Here is a 17967-nt window from a genome sequence, read left to right on the forward strand (position 1 = left end):
TTTATGCCTGCGTGTTTACATGTGCGAGATCAGCGCATCGCCAAAGCCCGACGACGACACCAACTTCGCGCCCTCCATCAGGCGCTCGAAGTCATAGGTCACGGTCTTGGCCGAGATAGCGCCATTGGTGCCCTTGATGATCAGATCGGCCGCTTCGGTCCAGCCCATGTGGCGCAGCATCATTTCCGCCGACAGGATCAGCGAACCCGGGTTGACCTGGTCCTTACCGGCATATTTCGGCGCGGTACCGTGGGTGGCTTCAAACATTGCCACGGTGTCGGACAGGTTGGCGCCCGGCGCAATGCCGATACCACCGACTTCCGCCGCCAGGGCGTCAGACAGGTAATCACCGTTGAGGTTGAGGGTCGCGATCACATCATATTCAGCCGGACGCAGCAGGATCTGCTGCAGCATGGCATCGGCAATCGCATCCTTGACCACGACATTCTTGCCGGTCTTCGGGTTCTTGAACTGCATCCACGGCCCGCCATCGAGCAGGGTTGCGCCGAATTCTTCAGCCGCCACTTCGTAGGCCCATTCCTTGAAGGCACCTTCGGTGAACTTCATGATGTTGCCTTTGTGTACGATGGTCAGCGACTCGCGATCGTTATCCACGACATATTGCAGGGCCTTGCGCGCCAGGCGCTTGGTGCCCTCTTTGGACACCGGCTTGATGCCGATACCGCAATCCTGGTCGAAGCGGATCTTGGTGACGCCCATTTCCTCCTTGAGGAACTTGATCACTTTGATCGCTTCCGGCGAACCGGCTTTCCACTCGATCCCGGCGTAAATATCTTCGGAGTTTTCGCGGAAGATGGTCATGTCCACGTCGCCAGGCTTTTTGACCGGGCTCGGCACGCCTTCGAACCAGCGCACCGGGCGCAGGCACACATACAGGTCGAGTTGTTGGCGCAGGGCCACGTTCAACGAACGGATGCCACCACCGACCGGCGTGGTCAGCGGGCCTTTGATGGAGACTACGTAATCGCGTACCGCGTCCAGGGTTTCCTGGGGCAGCCAGGTGTCCTGGTCATAGACTTGGGTCGCCTTCTCACCGGCGTAAACTTCCATCCACGAAATCTTGCGCTTGCCGCCGTAAGCTTTTTCAACAGCGGCGTCGACCACCTTGATCATCACTGGGCTGATGTCGACACCGATACCGTCACCTTCGATATAAGGGATGATCGGTTGGTCAGGAACATTGAGAGAATGGTCTGCATTGACGGTGATTTTGTCGCCGACTGCCGGAACCTGAATCTTCTTGTATCCCATGCTGAACTCCATCTATGGATTGAACATCTGGCTGCGTTCGAGCCTACTCCAGATAAATGACGACTTAAACCTCACGCCACGCTCATTTGCATCGAAAACAGCATATTTAGTCGCCTACAAGCTTGAAAGCAAAGGGAAAAGCGCCAATCTTGAGCACATCATGCGACTTTAGGCGCAACTTGGTCCCTGCGACCTTTAGACCAATGGACGACCCACCTTTTGTATGAAGGCTCGGCGTAAGCATAGCGACCTATGTATAATGCCGCCGCTGACCAAAGAGTCACGACGGCCGACCGCCTGCTTCTTCAATAGAAAGCAGCGCCCAGCGCCAGAAAAGCCGGACTAAACAATAGTCCACCCGCTTGACGCTCGACTGATGCAACCCAACATCACCGCGAAGAAACCTCGACCTTTCGCTCATGGATGACTTTGAACGAACGCGCTCTACCCGGCGCATCTCGAGTTTCTGCGCACGCTTTCAGCAAAGAAGAGAGTTAATCCGAATATGCCCACCCGCTCGAAGATCATCTACACCTTCACCGACGAAGCACCAGCCCTCGCCACCTATTCACTGCTGCCTATCGTAGAGGCCTTCACCGCTTCCGCTGATATTGCCGTGGAAACCCGCGACATCTCCCTCGCCGGGCGCATCCTCGCAAGCTTCCCCGAGCAACTGGGCACCAAAGCCGTCCCGGACCACCTCGCCGAACTGGGCGCCCTGGCCGTTACGCCTGAAGCCAACATCATCAAGCTGCCTAACATCAGCGCCTCGACGCCTCAACTGCAGGCGGCGATCAAAGAACTGCAAGCCAAGGGCTACGCCCTGCCGGACTACCCGGAAACCGTAACCACCGACGCGGAAAAAGAAACCCGCGCACGTTACGACAAGATCAAGGGCAGCGCCGTGAACCCGGTACTGCGCGAAGGCAACTCCGACCGCCGCGCACCGCTGTCGGTCAAGAACTACGCACGCAAGCACCCGCACAAGATGGGCGCCTGGGCTGCCGACTCCAAGTCCCACGTCGCTTACATGAGCCACGGCGACTTCTACGGCAGCGAAAAAGCCGTACAGATCGAGGCAGCCGACGCGGTCAAAATCGAACTGATCGCTAAAGACGGCACCGCGACCGTACTGAAGGAAAAGACTTCCGTACAAGCTGGCGAAATCATCGACAGCTCCGTGCTGAGCAAGAACGCCCTGCGCAGCTTCATCGCCGCTGAAATCGAAGACGCCAAGAAACAAGGCGTACTGCTGTCGGTTCACCTGAAAGCCACCATGATGAAGGTCTCCGACCCGATCATGTTCGGCCAGATCGTTGCCGAGTTCTATAAAGACGCCCTGACCAAGCACGCCGCCGTGCTGGAGCAGATCGGCTTCAACCTGAACAACGGCATCGGCGACCTGTACGCTCGCATCAAGGCCCTGCCGGCCGAGCAGCAAGCGCAGATCGAAGCCGATATCCAGGCGGTCTACGCCGCTCGCCCTTCCTTGGCGATGGTCAACTCCGACAAAGGCATCACCAACCTGCACGTGCCGAGCGACGTGATCGTCGACGCCTCGATGCCGGCCATGATCCGTGACTCCGGCAAAATGTGGGGCACCGACGGCCAGCTGCACGACACCAAGGCCGTGATCCCGGATCGCTGCTACGCCACCATCTACCAAGCCGTCATCGAAGACTGCAAGGCCAATGGCGCGTTCGATCCGACCACCATGGGCAGCGTGCCGAACGTTGGTCTGATGGCACAGAAAGCCGAAGAGTACGGCTCTCACGACAAGACCTTCCAGGTCAAGGCTGACGGCGTCGTCCGCGTTACCGACAGCAAGGGCAACCTGCTGATGGAACAGGCCGTCGAAGCCGGCGACATCTTCCGTATGTGCCAGGCCAAAGACGCGCCGATCCAGGACTGGGTCAAACTCGCCGTCAACCGCGCCCGCGCCAGCAACACCCCGGCCATCTTCTGGCTGGACCCACAGCGCGCCCATGACGGTGCGGTGATCGAGAAAGTCCAGACCTACCTGAAAGACCACAACACCGACGGCCTGGACATCCGCATCATGTCGCCGGTCGACGCGATGAAGTTCACCCTGGAGCGCACCCGCAAGGGCCTGGACACCATCTCGGTGACCGGTAACGTACTGCGCGACTACCTGACCGACCTGTTCCCGATCATGGAACTGGGCACCAGCGCCAAGATGCTGTCGATCGTGCCGCTGATGAACGGTGGCGGTCTGTTCGAAACCGGCGCTGGCGGTTCGGCACCCAAGCACGTGCAGCAACTGCTGGAAGAAAACTTCCTGCGTTGGGATTCCCTGGGCGAGTTCCTGGCCCTGGCCGCATCGCTTGAGCATTTGGGCGTGACTTACAACAACCCGAAAGCCCTGGTGCTGTCCAAGACCCTGGACCAGGCCACCGGCCAGTTCCTCGACAACAACAAGTCGCCATCGCGCAAAGTCGGCAACATCGACAACCGCGGCAGCCACTTCTACCTGGCGCTGTACTGGGCCCAAGCCCTGGCCGCACAGACCGAAGACACCGCGCTGCAAGCGCAATTCGGCGAACTGGCCAAGACCCTCGCCGCGAACGAGGCAACCATCGTTGCCGAGCTCAACGCCGTACAGGGCAAGCCAGTGGACATCGGCGGCTACTACGCGCCGAACCCGGAGCTGACCAGCAAGGTCATGCGCCCGAGCAACACCCTCAACGCGGCAATTGCCAAGCTGAAGTAAGGTTGTAAGGATGCAAACAAACCCCGGCCCCGTGCCGGGGTTTGTGTTTCCAGCGAATAAACCGGATTCAAATGTGGGAGGGAGCTTGCCCCCTCCCACACCGACTGCAATCCTGCCTGAAGACCGCACCGCACTCAGAATCGAGAGGCATCCAATGACCTGGCAACCCCACATCACCGTCGCCACCATCGTCGAAGACAACGGCCGCTTCCTGATGGTCGAAGAACTCAAGGGCGGCCGCGCCGTGCTCAACCAGCCCGCCGGCCACCTCGACCCGCACGAAACCCTGACCGAAGCCGCCGTGCGTGAAACCCTCGAAGAAACCGGCTGGGACGTCGAAGCCACCGGCATCGTCGGCATCTACCTGTACACCGCGCCGAGCAACGGAGTGACCTACCAGCGGGTCTGCTTCACCGCCAAGGCGCTGAAACACCGCCCGGACTATCAACTTGACGACGGCATCGTGCGCGCCCGCTGGCTGAGCCGTGACGAGCTGATGAGCCTGCGCGACGCCTGGCGCAGTGAGCTGATCATCCGGTGTATCGATGATTATCTGGCCGGCTTTCGCCACAGTCTCGAATTGATCCGACCTTCTCTTTAGCCTTGAAGGCTTGGGCCTGTTAGAATCGCGTCCTTTTTCAAGACACCCGTTGAAACCCTATGCGTGATCCAGCCCCTTCTGACACACAAAAGAAGCGCGTCATCGTCGGCATGTCCGGCGGCGTGGATTCTTCCGTTTCCGCCGTTCTGCTCATGGAGCAGGGTTATGAGGTGGAAGGCCTGTTCATGAAGAACTGGGAAGAAGACGATGGAACGGAATATTGCACCGCCATGGACGACCTGGCGGATGCCCAGGCCGTGTGCGACAAGATCGGCATCAAGCTGCACACCGCCAACTTCGCCGCCGAGTACTGGGACAACGTGTTCGAGCACTTCCTGGCCGAATACAAGGCCGGCCGCACGCCGAACCCGGACATCCTGTGCAACCGCGAGATCAAGTTCAAGGCGTTCCTCGACTACGCCATGATGCTCGGCGCCGACCTGATTGCCACCGGCCACTACGTGCGCCGTCGTGACATCGACGGGCGCACCGAACTGCTCAAGGGCCTGGACCCCAACAAGGACCAGAGCTACTTCCTGCACGCCGTTGGCGGCGAACAGATCGCCAAGACCCTGTTCCCGGTCGGCGAACTGGAAAAGCCCGAAGTGCGCCGGATCGCCGAGCAGCACGACCTGGCCACCGCCAAGAAGAAGGATTCCACCGGGATCTGCTTTATCGGCGAGCGCCGCTTCAGCGACTTCCTCAAGCAATACCTGCCAGCGCAACCGGGCGAGATCAAAACCACCGAAGGCGAGGTCATCGGCCGCCATCACGGCCTGATGTACCACACCATCGGCCAGCGCCAGGGCCTGGGCATCGGCGGCTTGAAAGACGCCGGCGACGAGCCATGGTACGTGCTGGTCAAGGACCTGGAGCACAACGAACTGATCGTCGGCCAGGGCAATGACCACCCATGGCTGTTCTCCCGCGCACTGCTCGCTTCGGATATCTACTGGGTCAACCCGGTGGACCTGAGCGCGCCGCGCCGCCTGACCGCCAAGGTGCGCTATCGCCAGAGCGACCAGCCCTGCACCCTGGAAAAAACCGCCGACGGTTACCGCGCCACCTTCGATGACCCGCAGCGCGCGGTCACGCCTGGCCAGTCCGTGGTGTTCTACGATGGCGAGGTGTGCCTGGGGGGCGGCGTGATTGAAGTCGCCGAACCCTGGAGCAGCCCGGCATGAGCCCGATCCAGGAGCAATTGACCGCGCTCGGCGGGGTCTTCCTCGCCGCAGTGCTGGTGGACAAGATCGCCAAGACCGGCCAGGTTACCGAGGCCGGCCTGACCTGCATGCTCGGCAGCCTGCTGGTTCGCGACCCCAAGGACACCCTGGAAGTCTATGGCGGTGACGACCTGGCGCTGCGTGAAGGCTACCGCGCGCTGGTCGGCGCACTGGAACGCGACCCGAGCACCTTGCAGCGCGAACCGCTGCGCTACGCCCTGTCGATGCTCGGCCTCGAGCGCCAACTGGCCAAGCGTGACGACCTGCTGGAGACCATCGGCAAGCGCCTGCCGCAGATCCAGTCCCAGGTTGAACACTTCGGCCCGGCCCACGAAAACGTCATCGCCGCCTGCGGCGCGCTGTACCAGGACACCTTGAGCACATTGCGCCAGCGCATCCAGGTGCATGGCGACATGCGCAACCTGCAACAACCGAACAACGCCTCGAAGATCCGCGCCCTGCTTCTGGCCGGTATCCGCTCGGCGCGGTTGTGGCGCCAGCTGGGCGGTCATCGTTGGCAGTTGGTCATCAGCCGTCGCAAATTGCTCAAAGAGCTTTACCCGTTGATGCGCAACGAATAAGTCGCAGCCACGGGCTATTTTCAAGCCGTTACGCGTAATACGCCGGTCAGTTGGCAACGGACCGGCGGATTTTTTCATGTATGATACGCGCCCCATTTCGTTGCCCGACTGTCCGAGAACACCCCATGCAGCTCTCTTCGCTCACTGCGGTTTCCCCTGTTGACGGCCGCTACGCCGGCAAGACCCAGGCCCTGCGCCCGATTTTCAGTGAATACGGCCTGATCCGTGCCCGCGTACTGGTTGAAGTGCGCTGGCTCCAGCGCCTGGCCGCTCACCCTGCCATCAGTGAAGTGCCGGCGTTCTCCGCCGAAGCCAACGCGGTATTGAACACCCTGGCGGAAAACTTCTCTCTGGAGCACGCCGAGCGTGTCAAAGAGATCGAGCGCACCACCAACCACGACGTCAAAGCCATCGAATACCTGCTCAAAGAGCAAGCGGCCAAGCTGCCGGAACTGGCCAACGTCAGCGAATTCATCCACTTCGCCTGCACCAGCGAGGACATCAACAACCTGTCCCACGCCCTGATGCTGCGCGAAGGCCGTGATGAGGTGATGCTGCCGCTGATGCGCCAGACCGCCGAAGCCATCCGCGAACTGGCGATCCGCTTCGCCGCTGTGCCGATGCTGTCGCGCACCCACGGTCAACCGGCCTCGCCGACCACCCTGGGCAAAGAACTGGCCAACGTGGTGTATCGCCTGGAGCGCCAGATCGCTCAAGTGGCGGCCGTCCCGCTGCTGGGCAAGATCAACGGCGCCGTGGGCAACTACAACGCCCACCTGTCGGCCTATCCGGAGATCGACTGGGAAGCCAACGCCCGCGCCTTCATCGAAGACGAACTGGGCCTGGGCTTCAACCCGTACACCACGCAGATCGAACCGCACGACTACATCGCCGAGCTGTTCGACGCGATTGCGCGCTTCAACACCATCCTGATCGACTTCGACCGTGACGTCTGGGGCTACATCTCCCTGGGCTACTTCAAACAGCGCACCATTGCCGGCGAAATCGGTTCGTCGACCATGCCGCACAAGGTCAACCCGATCGACTTCGAAAACTCCGAAGGCAACCTCGGCATCGCCAACGCCCTGTTCCAGCACCTGGCCAGCAAGTTGCCGATCTCCCGCTGGCAGCGCGACCTGACCGACTCCACCGTACTGCGCAACCTCGGCGTGGGCTTTGCCCACAGCGTGATCGCCTACGAAGCCAGCCTCAAAGGCATCAGCAAGCTGGAACTCAACGAGCAGAAAATCGCCGCTGACCTGGATGCATGCTGGGAAGTTCTGGCCGAACCGATCCAGACCGTGATGCGCCGCTACAACATCGAAAACCCGTATGAGAAGCTCAAAGAGTTGACGCGCGGCAAAGGCATCAGCCCTGAAGCACTGCAAACTTTCATCGACGGCCTGGACATGCCCGCCGCTGCCAAGGCCGAGCTGAAACTGCTCACCCCGGCCAACTACATCGGCAACGCCGTGGCCCAAGCCAAACGCATCTGATCATCGCAAGCCCCTTTGAGACGCCCGGCCGCGCCGGGCGTTTTTATTCCAGGCTGAAAAGTGCTTTTTTTCAATAGGTTACACATGAATCCTGATATCCCTCTTCAACTTCTGGGCGGCATCACGGCACGGGAATTCCTGCGCGACTACTGGCAGAAAAAACCGCTGCTGATCCGTCAGGCCATTCCTGATTTCGAAAGCCCGATCGACGCCGATGAACTGGCCGGCCTGGCCCTGGAAGAAGAAGTCGAGTCGCGCCTGGTGATCGAACACGGCGAGCGTCCGTGGGAACTGCGCCGCGGCCCGTTCGCCGAAGACACCTTCAGCACCCTGCCCGAGCGCGAGTGGACCCTGCTGGTGCAGGCGGTCGACCAGTTCGTGCCGGAAGTCGCCGAACTGCTCGAACAGTTCCGCTTCCTGCCCAGCTGGCGCATCGACGACGTGATGATCAGCTTCGCCGCGCCCGGTGGCAGCGTGGGTCCGCACTTCGATAACTACGACGTGTTCCTGCTGCAAGCCCATGGCAAGCGCAACTGGAAGATCGGCCAGATGTGCAGCTCTGACAGCCCGATGCTGCAACACGCCGACCTGCGCATCCTCGCCGAATTCGAAGAGATCGCCGAATGGGTGCTGGAACCGGGCGACATGCTCTACCTGCCGCCACGCCTGGCCCACTATGGCATTGCCGAAGATGACTGCATGACCTACTCGGTCGGCTTCCGCGCGCCAAGCGCCGCCGAAGTACTGACCCACTTCACCGACTTCCTCAGCCAGTACCTGACCGACGAAGAGCGTTACACCGACGCCGACATCCAACCGGCCAGCGATCCACACCAGATCCAGAGCGATGCCCTCGACCGCCTCAAGAGCCTGCTGGCAGAGCACATGAGCGACGAGCGCATGCTGCTGACCTGGTTCGGCCAGTTCATGACCGAGCCGCGCTACCCGGAACTGGTCGCCGGCCCGGAAGAGCTGCTGGAAGAAGACGTGGTCGGCAGCCTGGAAGATGGCGGCGTGTTGATCCGCAACCCAAGCGCGCGCATGGCCTGGTCCGAAGTCGACGACGACCTGCTGCTGTTCGCCAGCGGCCAGAGCCGTTACCTGCCGGGCAAACTGCGCGAACTGCTGAAAATGATCTGCGCAGCCGACGCTCTGCACATCGACAACCTGAGCGAATGGCTGGCGGACGACGATGCCCGCGACCTGCTGTGCGAGCTGGTCAAGCAGGGAAGCCTGGGGTTTGCCGATGAATAAGATTCACGTCAATGTCGCGAACTGGCATAAGGATATCGCCGAGATTCGGCGCATTCGTGAAGCGGTATTTATCGCCGAACAATCGGTCCCACCCGAACTGGAATGGGACGCAGACGACGCGGACGCCGTGCATTTCCTCGCGTTCGAGGGCGACTTTCCGATTGGCACCGCCCGCCTGCTGCCCAGCGGCGAGATCGGCCGCGTGTCGGTCCTCAAGGATTGGCGCGGGCTTAAAGTCGGCGACAAGCTGATGGAAGCCGTGATTGGCGAAGCCGAGAAGCGCGGCCAGAACAAACAGTTCCTCAGTGCACAGGTTTATGCCGCGCCGTTCTATGAGCGACTGGGTTTCAAGATCGTCAGCGAGGAATTCCTTGAAGTCGGGATTCCGCACGTCGATATGGTGCGCGAGGGCTGATCCGGGACCGCGTCGTTGCTATCGGGGGCAAGCCCCCTCCCACATTTTGACCGAGAGCATCCCTTGGAATGCCGTCAAGTGTGGGAGGGGGCTTGCCCCCGATAGCATTACCAGCAGCACCCCAAAACACCCTGCCATCCACCGATGCCAGGGTGTTTTGCCGTCTACGATTCAACTTGCGACCCGCCAGGCCGACAAACTGGCACTATCAAGCCTTATGACTCGCAGAGATAACGGACATGTCCCTACGCACCCTGCTCACCGCCCTCCTCCTGACCGCCAGCTTCACAGCGGCGGCCGACACCGAAGTCGTCAATTTGAGCCACCGCACCAGCGCCGACCTGCTGCCCGTGGCGCAGAACTTCCTCGGCAAGGACGGCACCGTCAGCGCCTACGGCAATCAACTGATCGTCAATGCCGACCCCGTCAGGATCCAGGACCTGCGCACCCTGCTCTCGCAACTGGACATACCGGCCAAGCGCCTGCTGATCACCGTCGACACCAACGAAAACAACCAGCAAAGCAGCGGCGACAGCCAGACCCGCATCATCAGCTACGGCACCGCCAGCCGCGACGGCGGCATCCAGCAGATCCAGGCCAGTGAAGGCGTGCCCGCACTGATCCAGGTAGGCCAGAGCGTGCCACTGACCACCACCCAGCCCGATGCCTACGGCCGCCCGCAGAACCAGACCCAATACCGCAACGTCACCCAGGGGTTCTACGTGACCGCTAGCGTGACCGGCGACACCGTACACCTGGCGATCAGCACCAACCGTGACCGCATGAGCCAGGAGCGTCCCGATGTAGTGAACGTGCAAAGCACCGACACAACCGTCAGCGGCCGCCTGGGCGAGTGGATTCCGCTGGCCGGCATCAATCGCGAAACCCAGGCCGACAAATCCTCTACGACCCGCACTTACGCTACCCAGGGCCGCGACGACCTGACTTTACGGGTTAAAGTCGACACCTTGAACTGAAGCACCGATAACTGACTAATGAGTCGTATAAGACTAAAGATGTAGTGCCTGAAAAAAAGCACTACAAAACATTTGACGATCCAAAAAAGCATGGGCATGATGGCCTCGCTCCCGCTAATCAGAGGCCCTGGCAAGGGCCTTCGGATCGTCGCTCTAAGCTACCCAACTGAGCCGATTCGTGTCTGTACCGCCCACAAGGTGTGTTTGACGAGGTTGCGACTGGAACGAAGTTGTCCCGAGGGACGGAAGCTAACCAGGTAACCCGGCTACACACTGATGAATCGCCCCAAGGCCCACGACGCCCGAAGACCGTTCGCAGTTCGCCCCTACCTGCCCTACTCCCCCCTCGTCATTCGTTCATCCCGTCGCTTCCCCGCCAGACTTGACTTGAACACCTGTGCTTCTGGTCAGCGAGCAGCCAAGCCCACGCACTGTATACGTGGCTGGCAAACGGAATTTTCCACCCAGACCTATGCGACGAGGTTTATCTCCATGGCACTGACACGCGAACAGCAAATTGCAGCCCTTGAAAAAGACTGGGCTGAAAACCCACGCTGGAAAGGCGTGACCCGCGCTTATTCCGCTGCTGACGTCGTCCGCCTGCGTGGCTCGGTTCAACCTGAGCACACTTTTGCAAAACTCGGCGCCGAGAAGCTGTGGAACCTGGTCACCCAGGGCGCCAAGCCATCCTTCCGTCCCGACAAAGATTTCGTCAACTGCATGGGCGCCCTGACCGGTGGCCAGGCAGTCCAACAGGTAAAAGCCGGTATCCAGGCGATCTACCTGTCCGGCTGGCAAGTGGCAGCGGACAACAACTCCGCTGAATCCATGTACCCCGACCAATCGCTGTACCCGGTGGACTCCGTACCGACCGTGGTCAAGCGCATCAACAACTCGTTCCGTCGCGCCGACCAGATCCAGTGGAAAGCCGGTAAAGGCCCAGGCGACGAAGGCTACATCGACTACTTCGCGCCGATCGTGGCTGACGCCGAAGCCGGTTTCGGCGGTGTGTTGAACGCCTACGAGCTGATGAAGAGCATGATCGAAGCAGGCGCCGCCGGCGTTCACTTCGAAGACCAACTGGCCTCGGTGAAGAAATGCGGCCACATGGGCGGCAAGGTACTGGTACCGACCCAGGAAGCTGTACAGAAGCTGACCGCTGCCCGTCTGGCGGCTGACGTTGCCGGCACACCGACCATCATCCTGGCCCGTACCGACGCCAACGCTGCCGACTTGCTGACTTCGGACTGCGACCCGTATGACCAACCGTTCGTCACTGGCGAACGTACCCAGGAAGGCTTCTACAAAGTGCGCGCCGGTCTCGACCAGGCCATCGCTCGCGGCCTGGCCTATGCGCCTTACGCCGACCTGATCTGGTGCGAAACCGCCAAGCCGGACCTGGCAGAAGCCCGTCGCTTCGCCGAAGCGATCAAAAAGGAATACCCGGACCAACTGCTGTCCTACAACTGCTCGCCTTCCTTCAACTGGAAGAAAAACCTGGACGACGCGACCATCGCCAAGTTCCAGCGCGAACTGTCCGCCATGGGCTACAAGCACCAGTTCATCACCCTGGCCGGCATTCACAACATGTGGCACAGCATGTTCAACCTGGCGCACGACTACGCCCGCAACGACATGACCGCCTACGTGAAACTGCAGGAGCAGGAATTCGCTGACGCCGCCAAGGGTTACACCTTCGTGGCTCACCAGCAGGAAGTGGGCACCGGCTACTTCGACGACATGACCACCGTGATCCAGGGCGGCACCTCGTCCGTGACCGCGCTGACCGGTTCGACCGAAGAAGAACAGTTCCACTGAGTGACTGAGCAAACGGCCATTGCGACCCCAGTAAACAGCTAACCGCAATGCCGCACGACCTGACGCCCCGACTGGTTCGGGGCGTTTTTTTGCCCGAAGAAAATCCCCCCTGACACCACAAAGATCAAACATGTGGGAGGGGGCTTGCCCCCGATTACGGTGTGCCAGTCAATACCTCTGCTGCTGATCCACCGCCATCGGGGGCAAGCCCCCTCCCACATCGAGGAATGGGCCAACCAGAAGAATTTGTGTGAAACATTGATCCAAAGCGGTATTTGGTTCAGATAAATCAGTTAAAAGATGCGCTCCGGCAACTAGCGGTAATCAAGCAAGTAACGACAACTTCCTGCACCACACCGCAACCACCCGCTTAACGCCCACCCAAATAACATTCATTATCATTTGGACCATGAAAGCGTCGTTACAGGTTAAACAAAACATATTTGATAAAAAGCCCGCTAATGCCCGTAACTCAAGGGCTGCAGCCCTACGGAGGCGTACTATGTGCTTATTCCACCGAATAATTTCGCTATATGAATTTTACTTGCCCGGTGTTTAGCCATAAAATCACCGCGATTGATTGCGCTGCGACATATCGTCACTGCATTGTTACTTTTTCGAGCTCAGAGACCTTTGCTCTCTGCTAAGGATTACCAGCATGACCGAAGCGACAGGACTCATGGCCCACAACTGGGGCTTTGCCATTTTCCTCCTCGGTGTTGTCGGCCTCTGTGCCTTCATGCTCGGCGTCTCCAGCCTACTCGGGTCAAAAGCCTGGGGCCGCAGCAAAAACGAACCGTTCGAGTCCGGCATGCTGCCCACAGGTGGCGCCCGCTTGCGGCTCTCAGCCAAATTCTATCTGGTCGCGATGCTCTTCGTGATCTTCGATATCGAAGCCCTCTTTCTCTTTGCCTGGTCTGTGTCCGTCCGCGAAAGCGGCTGGACCGGATTCGTCGAAGCCCTCGTTTTCATAGCAATTCTGTTGGCAGGCCTTGTCTACCTATTTCGAGTGGGCGCCCTTGATTGGGCTCCGGAAGCTCGTCGCAAGCGGCAAGCGAAGCTGAAACAATGAGGCTTTGGCGATGCAATACAATCTCACCAGGATCGACCCGGATGCTCCTAACGAGCAGTACCCCATCGGCGAACGGGAAACCGTTTCCGATCCGTTAGAAGACCAAGTCCACAAAAACATCTACATGGGCAAGCTGGAAGACGTGCTGAGCGGCGCGGTCAACTGGGGGCGTAAAAACTCCCTGTGGCCGTACAACTTCGGTCTGTCCTGCTGCTACGTGGAAATGACCACCGCCTTCACGGCGCCCCACGACATCGCGCGCTTCGGCGCCGAAGTGATCCGGGCCTCGCCGCGTCAGGCGGATTTCATGGTTATCGCCGGTACCTGCTTTATCAAGATGGCGCCGATCATTCAGCGTCTCTACGAGCAAATGCTCGAGCCGAAGTGGGTTATCTCCATGGGTTCGTGCGCCAACTCCGGTGGCATGTACGACATCTACTCCGTTGTTCAGGGGGTGGACAAGTTCCTGCCCGTGGACGTCTACGTGCCTGGCTGCCCGCCCCGCCCCGAAGCATTTCTGCAAGGCTTGATGCTGTTGCAGGAATCGATTGGCAAGGAGCGTCGCCCACTTTCCTGGGTTGTCGGAGATCAAGGCGTTTACCGCGCCGAGATGCCGTCACAAAAGGAACAGCGCCGCGAACAGCGTATTCAGGTCACCAACCTGCGCAGCCCCGACGAAGTCTGATCCAGAGCCGCTTCTTTTATAGAACGAAAACCTGGCTTCATTCTTTACGTTGACCGAAAGCGATAAAAAACCATGACTACAGGCAGTGCTCTGTACATCCCGCCTTATAAGGCAGACGACCAGGATGTGGTCGTCGAACTCAATAACCGTTTTGGCCCTGACGCCTTCACCGCCCAGGCCACACGTACCGGCATGCCGGTGCTGTGGGTGGCGCGCGCCAAGCTCGTCGAAGTCCTGACTTTCCTGCGCAACCTGCCCAAGCCGTACGTCATGCTCTATGACCTGCATGGCGTGGACGAGCGTCTGCGCACCAAGCGCCAGGGGCTGCCGAGCGGCGTCGACTTCACCGTGTTCTATCACCTGCTGTCGATCGAACGTAACAGCGACGTGATGATCAAGGTCGCCCTCTCCGAAAGCGACCTGAGCGTACCGACCGTCACCGGCATCTGGCCCAACGCCAGCTGGTACGAGCGTGAAGTCTGGGACATGTTCGGTATCGACTTCCCGGGCCACCCGCACCTGTCGCGCATCATGATGCCGCCGACCTGGGAAGGTCACCCGCTGCGCAAGGACTACCCTGCCCGCGCCACCGAATTCGACCCGTTCAGCCTGACCCTGGCCAAACAGCAACTGGAAGAAGAAGCCGCACGCTTCCGTCCGGAAGACTGGGGCATGAAGCGTTCCGGCACCAACGAGGACTACATGTTCCTCAACCTGGGCCCGAACCACCCTTCGGCGCACGGTGCCTTCCGTATCATCCTGCAGCTGGACGGCGAAGAAATCGTCGACTGCGTGCCGGACATCGGCTACCACCACCGTGGTGCCGAGAAGATGGCCGAACGCCAGTCCTGGCACAGCTTCATCCCGTACACCGACCGTATCGACTACCTCGGCGGCGTGATGAACAACCTGCCTTACGTGCTCTCGGTCGAGAAGCTGGCCGGCATCAAGGTGCCCGACCGCGTCGACACCATCCGCGTCATGATGGCCGAGTTCTTCCGGATCACCAGCCACCTGCTGTTCCTGGGGACCTACATCCAGGACGTCGGCGCCATGACTCCGGTGTTCTTCACCTTCACCGACCGTCAGCGCGCCTACAAAGTCATCGAAGCCATCACCGGTTTCCGCCTGCACCCGGCCTGGTACCGCATCGGCGGTGTGGCCCACGACCTGCCGCGCGGCTGGGAAAAACTGGTCAAGGAATTCGTCGACTGGCTGCCCAAGCGTCTCGACGAATACACCAAGGCCGCCCTGGACAACAGCATCCTCAAGGGTCGGACCATCGGCGTCGCCGCCTACAACACCAAAGAGGCCCTGGAATGGGGCGTCACCGGTGCCGGCCTGCGCTCCACCGGTTGCGATTTCGACCTGCGCAAGGCCCGTCCGTACTCCGGCTACGAGAACTTCGAATTCGAAGTACCGCTGGCTGCGAACGGCGATGCCTATGACCGCTGCATGGTCCGCGTCGAAGAGATGCGCCAGAGCATCAAGATCATCGACCAGTGCCTGCGCAACATGCCGGCCGGCCCGTACAAGGCGGATCACCCGCTGACCACGCCGCCGCCGAAAGAGCGCACGCTGCAGCACATCGAAACCCTGATCACGCACTTCCTGCAAGTTTCGTGGGGCCCGGTGATGCCGGCCAACGAATCCTTCCAGATGATCGAAGCGACCAAGGGTATCAACAGTTATTACCTGACGAGCGATGGCGGCACCATGAGCTACCGCACCCGGATTCGTACTCCAAGCTTCCCGCACTTGCAGCAGATCCCTTCGGTGATCAAAGGCGAGATGGTCGCGGACTTGATTGCGTACCTGGGTAGTATCGATTTCGTTATGGCCGACGTGGACCGCTAAGCATGAATAACACGCTTATCCAGACAGACCGTTTCACCTTGAGTGAAACCGAGCGCTCGGCCATCGAGCACGAGCTGCATCACTACGAAGACCCGCGCGCGGCGTCGATCGAAGCCTTGAAGATCGTCCAGAAGGAACGTGGCTGGGTGCCGGACGGCGCCCTCTACGCCATCGGCGAGATCCTCGGCATCCCCGCCAGCGACGTTGAAGGCGTGGCCACGTTCTACAGCCAGATCTTCCGCCAGCCCGTGGGCCGCCACATCATTCGCGTATGCGACAGCATGGTCTGCTACATCGGTGGTCACGAGTCGGTGGTCAGCGAGATCCAGAACAAGCTTGGCATCGGCCTCGGCCAGACCACCCCGGACGGCCGCTTCACGCTGCTGCCGGTGTGCTGCCTGGGCAACTGCGACAAGGCGCCGGCGTTGATGATCGACGACGACACATTCGGTGACGTGCAGCCTGCTGGCGTGACCCAATTGCTCGAGGGCTACCCATGACCCTGACTTCCTTCGGCCCGGCCAACCGCATCAAGCGGTCGCCCGAGACTCACCCGCTGACCTGGCGCCTGCGTGACGATGCCGAGCCGGTATGGCTCGAGGAGTACCAGGCCAAGAACGGTTACGCCGCTGCGCGCAAAGCCTTCGCCGACATGGCCCAGGACGATATCGTCCAGACCGTGAAGGACGCCGGCCTCAAGGGCCGCGGCGGCGCAGGCTTCCCCACTGGCGTGAAGTGGGGCCTGATGCCCAAAGACGAATCCATCAACATCCGCTACCTGCTGTGCAACGCGGATGAAATGGAGCCAAACACCTGGAAAGACCGCATGCTGATGGAGCAACTGCCCCATCTGCTGATCGAAGGCATGCTGATCAGCGCCCGCGCGCTGAAAACCTACCGCGGCTACATCTTCCTGCGTGGCGAATACACCACCGCCGCCAAGCACCTCAACCGTGCCGTGCAAGAAGCCAAGGCTGCGGGCCTGCTGGGCAAGAACATCCTCGGTTCGGGTTTCGACTTCGAACTGTTCGTACACACCGGCGCCGGGCGTTATATCTGCGGTGAAGAAACCGCACTGATCAACTCCCTCGAAGGCCGCCGCGCCAACCCGCGCTCCAAGCCGCCCTTCCCTGCCGCCGTCGGCGTGTGGGGCAAGCCGACCTGCGTGAACAACGTCGAAACCCTGTGCAACGTGCCGGCGATCATTGCCGACGGCGTGGACTGGTACAAATCGTTGGCCCGCGAAGGCAGTGAAGACATGGGCACCAAGCTCATGGGCTTCTCCGGCAAGGTCAAGAACCCTGGCTTGTGGGAACTGCCGTTTGGCGTGACCGCGCGCGAACTGTTCGAGGACTACGCCGGCGGCATGCGCGACGGCTACACCCTCAAGGCCTGGCAGCCAGGCGGCGCCGGTACCGGCTTCCTGCTCCCCGAGCACCTCGACGCACAGATGTATGCCGGCGGCATCGGCAAGGTGGGCACCCGGATGGGTACTGGCCTGGCGATGGCGGTGGACAACACCGTGAACATGGTCTCGCTGCTGCGCAACATGGAGCAGTTCTTCGCCCGCGAATCCTGCGGTTTCTGCACCCCGTGCCGCGACGGTCTGCCGTGGAGCGTCAAGCTGCTGATGGCGCTGGAAAAAGGCGAAGGCCGCGAGGGTGACATCGAAACCCTGCTGGGGCTGGTCGGTTTCCTCGGCCCAGGCAAGACCTTCTGTGCTCACGCACCGGGCGCCGTGGAGCCATTGGGCAGCGCAATCAAATATTTCCGCTCGGAGTTCGAAGCCGGCATCGCGCCTACCAGCGCCGCCGTCCCGCCTCTGGCGAGGCCGATCGTAGTCGGCGCGTAACGCTTAAACAGGCGAAGGGTCCGTGCCCTTCGCCTCGTCATGTGCTGACGCCGTCAAGGCTGTGTTGATGCACATGAATAACAAGATTCCATTAGCCACGCCCGCTGACAACGGGCCAACGAAGATCTTTGAA

Annotated in this window: 15 protein-coding genes; 14 read left to right on the forward strand and 1 reads right to left on the reverse strand. The window is 60.5% G+C overall.

Translation table 11 applies throughout. The features are described 5' to 3' along the window. Positions 1-15 precede the first annotated feature (15 nt). Positions 16-1272: an NADP-dependent isocitrate dehydrogenase gene (icd, locus tag LQ249_RS19520; protein ID WP_026140163.1), complete on the reverse strand. Its 1257-nt coding sequence runs from the start codon at positions 1270-1272 to the stop codon at positions 16-18. Positions 1273-1777: 505 nt separating this feature from the next. Here icd and LQ249_RS19525 point away from each other — a divergent pair. The 14 genes from LQ249_RS19525 (at position 1778) to nuoF (ending at position 17834) form a co-directional block, all read left to right on the forward strand. Further along, entirely contained in the window at positions 1778-4003 is a 2226-nt protein-coding gene (locus tag LQ249_RS19525; protein ID WP_017848049.1) for an NADP-dependent isocitrate dehydrogenase, read from the forward strand. Between the two features lie 154 nt (positions 4004-4157). Next, positions 4158-4604, forward strand: coding sequence for an NUDIX hydrolase (locus LQ249_RS19530; protein WP_232565820.1), 447 nt, complete (start codon positions 4158-4160; stop codon positions 4602-4604). A 59-nt stretch (positions 4605-4663) separates the two neighbouring features. Continuing rightward, entirely contained in the window at positions 4664-5788 is a 1125-nt protein-coding gene (gene mnmA / locus LQ249_RS19535; protein WP_057004423.1) for a tRNA 2-thiouridine(34) synthase MnmA, read from the forward strand. Further along, complete coding sequence (gene hflD, locus LQ249_RS19540; protein ID WP_017848052.1) at positions 5785-6408, forward strand: high frequency lysogenization protein HflD; 624 nt, start codon at positions 5785-5787, stop codon at positions 6406-6408. The genes mnmA and hflD overlap by 4 nt, the downstream gene beginning before the upstream one ends. 125 nt (positions 6409-6533) lie before the next feature. Then, positions 6534-7904, forward strand: coding sequence for an adenylosuccinate lyase (purB, locus tag LQ249_RS19545; RefSeq protein ID WP_046382910.1), 1371 nt, complete (start codon positions 6534-6536; stop codon positions 7902-7904). 84 nt (positions 7905-7988) lie between these two features. Next, positions 7989-9158, forward strand: coding sequence for a ribosomal protein uL16 3-hydroxylase (locus tag LQ249_RS19550; RefSeq protein ID WP_017848054.1), 1170 nt, complete (start codon positions 7989-7991; stop codon positions 9156-9158). Continuing rightward, positions 9151-9573: a GNAT family N-acetyltransferase gene (locus tag LQ249_RS19555; protein ID WP_017848055.1), complete on the forward strand. Its 423-nt coding sequence runs from the start codon at positions 9151-9153 to the stop codon at positions 9571-9573. The genes LQ249_RS19550 and LQ249_RS19555 overlap by 8 nt, the downstream gene beginning before the upstream one ends. Positions 9574-9812: 239 nt before the next feature. After that, entirely contained in the window at positions 9813-10550 is a 738-nt protein-coding gene (locus tag LQ249_RS19560; protein WP_017848056.1) for a secretin N-terminal domain-containing protein, read from the forward strand. Positions 10551-11042: 492 nt separating this feature from the next. Continuing rightward, positions 11043-12368, forward strand: a complete 1326-nt coding sequence (gene aceA, locus LQ249_RS19565) for an isocitrate lyase (RefSeq protein WP_024076175.1) — start codon at positions 11043-11045, stop codon at positions 12366-12368. Between the two features lie 658 nt (positions 12369-13026). Next, positions 13027-13440 (forward strand): NADH-quinone oxidoreductase subunit A, encoded by a 414-nt coding sequence (locus tag LQ249_RS19570; protein WP_003219575.1) that lies wholly within the window; start codon positions 13027-13029, stop codon positions 13438-13440. Positions 13441-13450: 10 nt separating this feature from the next. Further along, on the forward strand, positions 13451-14125 hold the full coding sequence (locus LQ249_RS19575) for a NuoB/complex I 20 kDa subunit family protein (RefSeq protein ID WP_003219572.1): 675 nt from the start codon (positions 13451-13453) through the stop codon (positions 14123-14125). A gap of 72 nt (positions 14126-14197) precedes the next feature. Continuing rightward, complete coding sequence (gene nuoC, locus LQ249_RS19580) at positions 14198-15982, forward strand: NADH-quinone oxidoreductase subunit C/D (RefSeq protein WP_017848058.1); 1785 nt, start codon at positions 14198-14200, stop codon at positions 15980-15982. A gap of 2 nt (positions 15983-15984) precedes the next feature. Further along, complete coding sequence (gene nuoE, locus LQ249_RS19585) at positions 15985-16482, forward strand: NADH-quinone oxidoreductase subunit NuoE (protein WP_017848059.1); 498 nt, start codon at positions 15985-15987, stop codon at positions 16480-16482. Beyond that, positions 16479-17834: an NADH-quinone oxidoreductase subunit NuoF gene (nuoF, locus tag LQ249_RS19590; protein WP_017848060.1), complete on the forward strand. Its 1356-nt coding sequence runs from the start codon at positions 16479-16481 to the stop codon at positions 17832-17834. Before nuoE ends, nuoF begins: the two co-directional genes overlap by 4 nt. Positions 17835-17967 lie beyond the last annotated feature (133 nt).

It is taken from the genome of Pseudomonas sp. 7-41 (assembly GCF_021233075.1).
Lineage (GTDB): Bacteria > Pseudomonadota > Gammaproteobacteria > Pseudomonadales > Pseudomonadaceae > Aquipseudomonas > Aquipseudomonas veronii.

Bases quoted from the DNA above. Each gene is read 5' to 3' on its own strand.
- LQ249_RS19575 (WP_003219572.1), top strand. From the start codon at position 13,451: ATGCAATACAATCTCACCAGGATCGACCCGGATGCTCCTAACGAGCAG.
- LQ249_RS19560 (WP_017848056.1), top strand. From the start codon at position 9,813: ATGTCCCTACGCACCCTGCTCACCGCCCTCCTCCTGACCGCCAGCTTC.
- LQ249_RS19570 (WP_003219575.1), top strand. From the start codon at position 13,027: ATGACCGAAGCGACAGGACTCATGGCCCACAACTGGGGCTTTGCCATT.
- LQ249_RS19530 (WP_232565820.1), top strand. From the start codon at position 4,158: ATGACCTGGCAACCCCACATCACCGTCGCCACCATCGTCGAAGACAAC.
- nuoC (WP_017848058.1), top strand. From the start codon at position 14,198: ATGACTACAGGCAGTGCTCTGTACATCCCGCCTTATAAGGCAGACGAC.
- icd (WP_026140163.1), bottom strand. From the start codon at position 1,272: ATGGGATACAAGAAGATTCAGGTTCCGGCAGTCGGCGACAAAATCACC.
- nuoE (WP_017848059.1), top strand. From the start codon at position 15,985: ATGAATAACACGCTTATCCAGACAGACCGTTTCACCTTGAGTGAAACC.
- LQ249_RS19555 (WP_017848055.1), top strand. From the start codon at position 9,151: ATGAATAAGATTCACGTCAATGTCGCGAACTGGCATAAGGATATCGCC.
- LQ249_RS19550 (WP_017848054.1), top strand. From the start codon at position 7,989: ATGAATCCTGATATCCCTCTTCAACTTCTGGGCGGCATCACGGCACGG.
- aceA (WP_024076175.1), top strand. From the start codon at position 11,043: ATGGCACTGACACGCGAACAGCAAATTGCAGCCCTTGAAAAAGACTGG.
- LQ249_RS19525 (WP_017848049.1), top strand. From the start codon at position 1,778: ATGCCCACCCGCTCGAAGATCATCTACACCTTCACCGACGAAGCACCA.
- mnmA (WP_057004423.1), top strand. From the start codon at position 4,664: ATGCGTGATCCAGCCCCTTCTGACACACAAAAGAAGCGCGTCATCGTC.
- hflD (WP_017848052.1), top strand. From the start codon at position 5,785: ATGAGCCCGATCCAGGAGCAATTGACCGCGCTCGGCGGGGTCTTCCTC.
- nuoF (WP_017848060.1), top strand. From the start codon at position 16,479: ATGACCCTGACTTCCTTCGGCCCGGCCAACCGCATCAAGCGGTCGCCC.
- purB (WP_046382910.1), top strand. From the start codon at position 6,534: ATGCAGCTCTCTTCGCTCACTGCGGTTTCCCCTGTTGACGGCCGCTAC.